At 48.4% G+C, this 7,670-nt stretch carries 6 protein-coding genes; 2 read left to right on the forward strand and 4 right to left on the reverse strand.

The genetic code is table 11. The features are described from left to right. From VIM87_RS18585 to VIM87_RS18595, 3 genes are all read right to left on the reverse strand, one after another. Positions 1–3,598: Calx-beta domain-containing protein (locus tag VIM87_RS18585; protein WP_331998443.1), on the reverse strand; the 3,598-nt coding region annotated here is incomplete at its 3' end. Between the two features lie 244 nt (positions 3,599–3,842). After that, complete coding sequence (locus tag VIM87_RS18590) at positions 3,843–4,508, reverse strand: response regulator transcription factor (RefSeq protein ID WP_331998444.1); 666 nt, start codon at positions 4,506–4,508, stop codon at positions 3,843–3,845. Between the two features lie 751 nt (positions 4,509–5,259). Beyond that, entirely contained in the window at positions 5,260–6,018 is a 759-nt protein-coding gene (locus tag VIM87_RS18595) for a DUF6515 family protein (protein WP_331998445.1), read from the reverse strand. 296 nt (positions 6,019–6,314) lie between these two features. Between VIM87_RS18595 and VIM87_RS18600 the strand changes: the two genes are divergently transcribed. Together VIM87_RS18600 and VIM87_RS18605 are read left to right on the forward strand one after the other, a co-directional pair. After that, a complete protein-coding gene (locus VIM87_RS18600; RefSeq protein ID WP_331998446.1) occupies positions 6,315–6,887 on the forward strand; it encodes a Crp/Fnr family transcriptional regulator in 573 nt (190 codons plus the stop codon). 73 nt (positions 6,888–6,960) lie between these two features. After that, on the forward strand, positions 6,961–7,383 hold the full coding sequence (locus tag VIM87_RS18605; RefSeq protein WP_331998447.1) for a DUF4267 domain-containing protein: 423 nt from the start codon (positions 6,961–6,963) through the stop codon (positions 7,381–7,383). Here the strand turns inward: VIM87_RS18605 and VIM87_RS18610 are convergent. Continuing rightward, the coding region (locus VIM87_RS18610) for a GNAT family N-acetyltransferase (RefSeq protein ID WP_331998448.1) at positions 7,347–7,670 on the reverse strand (324 nt) is incomplete at its 5' end. The genes VIM87_RS18605 and VIM87_RS18610 overlap by 37 nt on opposite strands.

Below are 7,670 nucleotides of genomic sequence, written 5' to 3' on the forward strand. Positions count from 1 at the left end.
GGTCAATGGTAGCGGTGTTCACAATGCTGTCTGCACCAGTGAGGTCATCCGCCACTCTTACCAGCAGCTCACGGGTAATAGTTATACCAGGGGCAATTACCGGGATGGTCCAGGTTAACAGGCCGCTGGCATCCGGTTTAATACCATCTTCTGCAGATACGAATACCGTGTAGGCAGGCACCACGTCTTTAATGATCACATTCACCTGGTTGGTATCGCTGCCATTACTTATGTGAATGGTATAGCGGATGGAGTTGCCGGAGCTTACCTTGCCGGTTACATCAGTGCTCATCCAGGCAGCGGTTGTTACCGTATCATTATCTGCTATCTGCACGGTGCCGGAGCTGTTTAACCCTGTAAAGGCCAGGTAAGCGGTAATTTTATTAATGATAAGCGTAATGGATTCCACGCCTTCGGGCTTGGTATCATCAATTACAGTGATCGGGATCTTAACGCCGTTGCTGCCGGCAGGGATCACTACCTGGGCGGGTATGCTATCATAGTCAATGGCATTCTGCGCAGTGCCTTTTACCTCATACTGTACGGTAATAGGTTTATCGGCCAGCTTACCGGAGGCCAGGCGCACGGTAAATTCACCTTTATCATTGGGTCCATCGCCCGGTTCTGCGGCATCGGCCTTGGTGGCTACCATTTCTATAGCCAGGTTAGCGGCATCCTCGTCGGCAATGGTTACGGTATCGGTTTTCAGCTTACCGATGTCGTACTTCACGGCTGAGGTGAGCTTGGTAAGCGTTACGATCACGGTTTCCTTACCTTCTACCCGGTTATCATCGATCACGGTTACCGGTATGGTTACGTTGCTGCTGCCGTTAGGGATGGTTACGGTAAGCGGTATGCTGGCGTAATCCGTACCATTGGTGGCGGTACCGGTAATGGTAAGGTCCAGCACTACATCGGCTGTTACCGGTTTGCCGGAAGCTATACGGATGGTGAACTGGCCGCCGTCTGACGGTTCAGCGGCATCCGGGTCGCTGGCGCTGATGATCACCTGCTCGGTATCATCATCATAAATGGTAACAGTATCCTTATCGGCTGCGCCTTTTACAAAAGGCATGGTGGATGTAATGGTGTTAAGCGTAACGATCACCGTTTCGGCTGTTTCCGCAATAGTATCATTCAGCACTTTTACGGGGAAGGTTACGCTGGTGCTGTTAGCCGGAATGGTTATGGTGCCGCTGAGCGGGGTAAAATCCGTTCCGCTTACAGCAGTGCCGCTAACCGTATAGGTAACGGTAATGGGCACCAGTGGTGTTTTGCCGGAGGCCAGCTTAACGGTGAACTCACCATTGGTAGCCGGTTCTTCTGCATCAGGTATGCTGGCTTCTATTATGATGCCCATGTTCACATCATCGTCATCATCAATGATCACCGTGTCTTTGCTATGGGCGCCTATTACAAAGGGCAGGCCGGCCGTGGCGTTTGTAAGCGTCATGATCACGGTTTCGTCCCCTTCTATCAGGTTATCATCTTTCACAGGCACATCTACCGTGGCGCTGCTGCTGTTGGCGGCAATAGTTACGGTGCCGGAGAGTGCGGTATAATCCGTACCGCTGGTAGCGGTACCGGCGGTAGTATAGGTAACAGTAATGGGTACGCTGGTAATTTTACCGGAGGCAATGCTTACCGTGAACTGGCCATTGGTGGCTGGTTCTGCACCTGTTTTCACACTGGCGCCGGCAATAATATCCATATTGGCCACATCATCATCGTCGATGGTGATGGCGGCGGAATCTTTAGTATGATCTATGGTGAACGGTAAGGTAGAGGTAACGGTCAGCAATTTAATGGTTACTGTTTCGTCCCCTTCTATCAGGTTATCGTCCAACACCTCCAGGGGTATAAAGGCGCCGGTGCTGTCGGCCTCAATGGTTACCGTGCCGGTAAGGCTGGCATAGTCGGTGCCATTGGCTGCGGTGCCGCCAACCTGGTAGGTTACGGTTACCGGTACAGATGCAGCATTGCCATTGGGCAGGCTCAGGCGGAAGGCCGCGGTATCCGTAGGCTCTGTGGCGCTTGGATCGTAGGCGCTTACGGAAACTTTCAGGTTATCATCGTCGTCATCCAGGATCATTACCACACAGGTATCGCCGCCGGCAAAGTTAATGCCGCCACTGGTTACCGGCTGGGGCTTAATGATCACGGATTCATCACCTTCGATCAGCGCATCATTTAATACAGGCACGGGTATCAGCACGCTGTTCTGGCCGGCCACCAGGGTAGCTGTGCCGGATAAGGTGGTATAATCCATACCCGGGAGAGCGGTGCCGCTTACCTGGTAGGTTACGGACATATCCTGCTTAAAGGTATAGGTGCCGGGCAGGGCCAGCTTAAAGCTGCCGTCGCCGCTGGATTCACTGCCGTCGGCCACGGTAATGGCGTTGATCTGGCAGTTGGCCGGCACATTATCATCATCCTCTATATGAACGGTAGTGGTGTTATCGGTAGTGCTGATGGCATAGGTGGCCAGGTTGTTGGAGCTGCCGCTTAATACAGTGATCACAATATCTTCATCCCCTTCTATCACCTGGTCGTCGTACATGGTGATGGGTACCAGGATGCTGCTTTTACCGGCTGAGATGAATGCTTTTCCGGTAAGGGCCTTATAATCGCTGCCGGCAGTGGCCGTGCCGCTGATGGAGTATACCACCGTAACAATTTCCCCTGCTTTTACACCCGGCGGCAGGCTAATGGTAAAGGCGCCCGATGTGGTGGGCTTTTCCTTACCGTTAATGGTGCCTACAATGCCAATGCTTAGTTCGGAGTCATCATCCAGGATGGAGGAGCTTACCGAACGGCTGGAGGACAGCTGTACATTAAAGCTGGCCGCTGTAGCGCTGGACATAGTGATCTTCACGGTTTCGTTCCCTTCAATGGTCTTATCATCTATTACCGGTATGGTCAGTATTACATAGTTGGATCCTGCGGGTAAAATGATCTGCCCGGGAGGGGTTTGGTAATCCACCCCGTTGGTGGCCGTACCGCCATCTACATAATAATTAATAGTAATATCCTCCGGAGCGGTTAAAGTTCCGGGCAGGGCAAATTTAGCGGTAATGGGTGCGGATGGTTCTCCGGCCTGTCCTGTGGTGGGATAGGCGGTAATAACGTTATCGTTATCAATGATCCGCATGGTTTCGGTAATGTGCGGGTCCAGGGCATAGGCAGCAGCGCTGCTTAAACCGGTGGCGCCGGTAATGGTCACCACTACATCCTCATCCCCTTCTATCAGGTCGTCGTTAATAGCTTCTAAAGGCAGGTGTATATAGCTTTCCCCGGCAAACAGGGTGGTTGTGCCGGTCCATATGCTGGTATAATAGTCGGTATTGGCAGTAGCGGTACCGGATACGGTGAAGGTAATGGAGATGTCTTCCGTGGCCGGGCCTTCGGATAATAATATATCCATCCCTCCATAACCCCCATTCTCACTGGCGTCCATCGGGTTGCCGGTACTAATGGTTTGTACTCGCCTTACTTTTTTATGAAGTTTAACGGGGTTCTCAGCAGCCAATAGGTGGCTGGCTGCCAGTATAAAGGCAGCGAATGTGCAGCATAAGGTTCTATAGTGTTTCGCACTCATAAGTTACAGCATAACAAGCGTTTACGACAAAGCAACTGCTGCGCTTCACAACAATTGCCGTAACACTTTGTATTCATTAAAAGCACCCCCTGTTTATCTCAGACCAATATTAATTATTCGTATTATAATATATAAAATTATGAATATTTATTAAATAAAATAATATTATTTGTCGTTAATGTGGTAAGTTATTCACACCTATTGTGGATACAGGCTCAAAGTGTTGGCAGATCAGCGAGTTGGATCAGGAGCTTTTATAGGGTTGTATAATATTCTTGATAACGTATTCTGTGAGGGAGTTGCGGCCGGTGAGCCCCAGCTTCTGGGCAATGTTATACTTATGGTTTTCAACGGTTTTTACGCTCACATACAGGTCCTGGGCTATTTCCTTGGTGTTTTTGCCTTCTGCGATGAGGCGTATAACCCTGGCTTCCGTTTTACTGAGCTTATCCTGCACATCGGCCGGCACCAGGGGAATGGCCATGGGGGTTTCGGGGTTGGTTTCAACGGCCCGGCGCATATTATTAAAAATGGCGAAGCGGGAAATACGGGAGCGGATGCTGGAGAGCAGGTCCTGCCGTTTAAACGGCTGTACCAGGTAATCATCTGCCCCCAGGTTCATGGCCATGCGCATATCCTCTTTGGTATCCTTACTGCTTACCAGTATGAACGGCAAGTGGGCCAGCCGGGGATCGTCCCGCAGGGCCATTAAAAAGTGGTGACCGCTGCCATCCCGCAGCTCCATGCCGCAAATGATCAAATCGGGTAATTGTTCCAATGCAATGCCTAACCCCTCTTCTGACGATAACGCGGTGATTATCTCATAATGCGGGATCAGCAACTGACTGACTTGCTTAATGAATATATGGCTCCCGTCCACAAGCAGTATTTTACGGGAACTATCAGTCATCAGACAATATGTTTGAAGCAGTTAGCATTGGTAAGATTCCAGGCAGCCTAAAAAGCTAACTGACTACACGGGCAACATTTTCATTTTGTGTTGGCAATTCGATTTTGTTATCACCATAGTTTACTACAAGGCACGGGATAAAGAGCGCCAATATAGCTTTAAGTTTTTGTTATTCAATGGATTACAAATTTTTGAGGTGTATTGTATCCCCTTGATTACCCAATCAAATCACAAATAACGGGCGCCACTATACGCTAACAGAACAGCGTTTCACGAATTTGGGTACTAGTTCCCAATATTGGGAGTATGCACTCATTTTTCGGCTACACGCTAAAAATCATTAAAATGGTTGGCCACTCTTTTGCATTTTTGTACACAACCAAAAAAAGCTAAGTAGCGTAGTATTAATGCAGTATAAAAATACCACCGGCTAGCCCCTGGTGTACTATGCGATTGCAATGCCGGCAAAAGCTGGCATATTAATAATATTTAAACATACTCTCTATAACTCAAAACTAACAGGATTAGCTTGCGAAAGCAAGTTTTCATAGGATAGTTATCTAACCCTGTCCCCCATTCCTGGGGGACAGTTTTATTATATAGCACTTGTATGCATTGAAAGACAGCACAAATGCTACAACGCAATTGTGAGCATTAAGTGGATAAGTTTTTTGAAAAATCTTCCTGTAAAAAACGAAAAGCACTCCCTCATGATGAGAAAGTGCTTTCCAGCTGCAGTAACGCCTATACGTTAATCTGCTGTTTGTTTCCCTACAACTTTATACCCTGTCATATTATTATCCAGCTGTACTTCCTGGTAATACATTCCATCCGGTGAAACGTAGAGCTGCTGGCCGTTGATCTCTACTTTATGGCTGCCGCCGGGGAGCTGTGAAAGCACATCATCCGGCTGTGCAGCCTGGTTATCAGGCGCTGCATTATTGCTGTTATTATCATTATCATCACCACCTAAATTCAGCTGCCCGTTCTTACCTACGATTGCATAACGGCGCTCATTATGTTTGATCACCTCCTGGTATATAGTACCATTATATTCGTAATAAGTATTACCGTCAATTGTTACCTGTTTAGCGCCAGCAGGTAATGAGGGTACATCTGCACCAACGGGCGGCTCTGCTACTTCATAACCTGAATCACTGTTATCGGGATGGCGGTAAAAAGTACCATCAAAGTAAAAGTAAGGCCCCCAGGGCGTTCCAAAGGTCATAAACCCATAAGGCAATACACCTAATCTAAACCCTACCGGATAACGGTAGTAGGGATAATAAGCACCCACATACGGATGATATACCCGCACCGGCCTGTAATAATGCGGCGCATAATAAACCGGCGCGCCTACACGGCCGCCAAATGCTACGCGGCCGCCACCGCCATAAAAATGCGCTCCTATGCCTACACTCATACGCCCGCGCTGTGCGTAAGCGCCTCCTGCTGTTAATGTGGCTGCCAGTAACAGCAGCGCTCCCATTATATATGATCTCTGTTTCATTGTAAAAGGATTTAATAAAGCGGTTATCAGTATGTTCTTTCTTTTAAACGCTTCCCCTTTTAGATCATTGCATATGCCTGAAGTTTAACAGGGTTAACCGTTAAAGTTATCTTAAAGTGAAAGTTTATTTATTATAAAAATTACTGTTTATCACAAGAGTTGCAGACTAAGAAAATGTAAAATGTAAAATGTAAAAGGGGAATGCAGCGGATAAAGCCCGGGCCAGACTTCGCTGCATTCCACTTTTACATTTAAAATTTTACATTTATGATTTTACATTCTTATCAGGATACATCATGCAGGCACTTCTCAATACCATCCGGCATTTTATTCCGCTCACGGAGGCGGATACCGCGCTGATACAACAGCTGTTCAAAATAAAACAGCTTAGTAAAGGCGAATACTTTGTACAGGAAGGTTACACCTGTAAACAGGCCGGTTTTATTCAGCAGGGATTAGTGAGATATTTCCTGAACAAAGAGGGACAGGAGCTTACATATGAATTTGGAAAAGAAGGTGAATTTGTTTGCAACTATGCCAGCTTTTTGGATCAATCTGTTTCCGATGAAAGCATACAGGTGCTGGAAGATACTTCCCTGCTGGTGATCTCTTTTGACGACCTGCAAACCTTTTACAAACAGGTGCCTGCCGGCGACCGGTTTGGCCGGCTGGTGGTCGAAAGCATTTTTGTACGCGCTAAAAAGCAGCTTACCTCCCTGTACAGTGAGCCACCGGAAGTGCGCTACCGGCGGTTCTTGCAGCTATACCCCGATCTTCAGCAGCGCATACCGCAGTATTACATTTCTTCTTATGTAGGCGTAAAACCACCTTCGCTCAGCCGCATCCGTAAAAGACTGGCGCAATCCTGATTTATTAACCCAGGTGAACGGATCCCGGAAAACGATCCGGCAACTTTGTACTGTGATCAAAAAACACAGTACCATGAAAAAAATTACCAGCACCACTATGTGGTGGCTTACCTTCTTAAGCGGCGCGCTGCTTGTTTTTATAGGCATCCGCTTTTTTGCCATGCCGCAGGTTGCGGAAACAGCTTTTGGTATCAACACCCAAACCAATGGCGATTTTTCTTTCCATTACATTAAAGGGGCGCGCGATCTTGTTATGGGAGCGTTATTTATAACATTACTGCTCATGAAGCAGTACCGCGCATTGGGTGTAATGTTGCTTACAGGCACTTTAGTGCCCTGTGTGGACCTTTGGGTGGTTACCTCCCACCCGGGCTATGAAACGGCCCGTATTTACCCTCATTTAACGGCTATTATCCTTTGCCTGGTATTGGGCTGGTATTATATACGGAGGCCGGGGGATCAAAGCTCCTTTAACATCCAGTTATCGCAGGCATAATGGCCGGTATTGCCCATAGGGCCATCCAGGTAATAAAAGCCAAAGTGCTCATACAGGCGGCGGGCCTGTGCCAGCTCCGGCATGGTTTCCAGGTAACACTGCGTATAGCCGTTGCTGCGCGCAAAATCAAGGCATTGCTCAATCAGGTTGCGGGCAATGCCTTTGCCGCGTGCGGCCGGCGCCAGGTACATTTTCTGCAGCTCGCACACATGCGGCTCGCCCCCATCCAGCGGGTGTATGCCTGCACCGCCTACTATCTCCCCATCCAACAGGGCTACGTTGTAGGC

Source organism: Chitinophaga sp. (assembly GCF_036569125.1).
GTDB lineage: Bacteria > Bacteroidota > Bacteroidia > Chitinophagales > Chitinophagaceae > Chitinophaga.